Origin of the sequence: Bartonella sp. CR127HXZ (assembly GCF_042194555.1) — a bacterium.
In the GTDB taxonomy this organism is placed as follows: Bacteria; Pseudomonadota; Alphaproteobacteria; order Rhizobiales; family Rhizobiaceae; genus Bartonella; species Bartonella grahamii.
The window spans coordinates 1-591 of record NZ_JBHIMZ010000085.1 but is presented as its reverse complement, the minus strand read 5'-3'; the positions used below and the strand labels follow the sequence as shown (position 1 = coordinate 591).

Annotated in this window: 1 pseudogene; it reads left to right on the top strand. The window is 43.5% G+C overall.

What is annotated here, in order from left to right:
• Positions 1 to 253 precede the first annotated feature (253 nt).
• A pseudogene (locus tag ACFIKY_RS09245) lies at positions 254 to 591 on the top strand (baseplate assembly protein); the annotation flags it as partial.

Below are 591 nucleotides of genomic sequence, written 5' to 3'. Positions count from 1 at the left end.
ATTCCAAGATGCCAATGCTGATCCTGCGACGATGATGCAGCTTTATCAAGCAATTGTTGAAGCACTCGATGATCCAGGGTGTGGAGAGCCTGGGTTTTCGTTGCAGAGGATTGATCTGACAAAAGCAACGCGTGAAGGCACATTTCATTTGTTTTAACGGGCCATTTTGTTTTAACGGGTGTTTTTTATCTCAATGAGCATTTGGGGGATTGGTCGCATAAGGAACCAATGAGTATTGATTTAGAGGTTGGTGATGACAGAGTTTGAACCTTTATCCATTCTACAATTTCCTTGGCCACAAATTCCCCCTCCACAACTTCCTCTGCCACAAATTATTGAAGAGCTTTCTGTTGAAGCAATTTTAGAGCAAAAGATCACGCGTTTGACTGAGCTTTTTGCGGCGCATCATATTCCTTATAATGTGGAAAAGGTGGCTTATGATCCGGTGGTTATTCAATTGCAAGCGGCCGCTTATGAAGAGTTGCTATTGCGCCAGCGAATTAATGAAGTGGCACGGGATAATTTACTCACATTTGCGCGTGGAACAAGTTTAGATCATTTGGGGGATTTTCATGGGGTCACGCGCCTTTT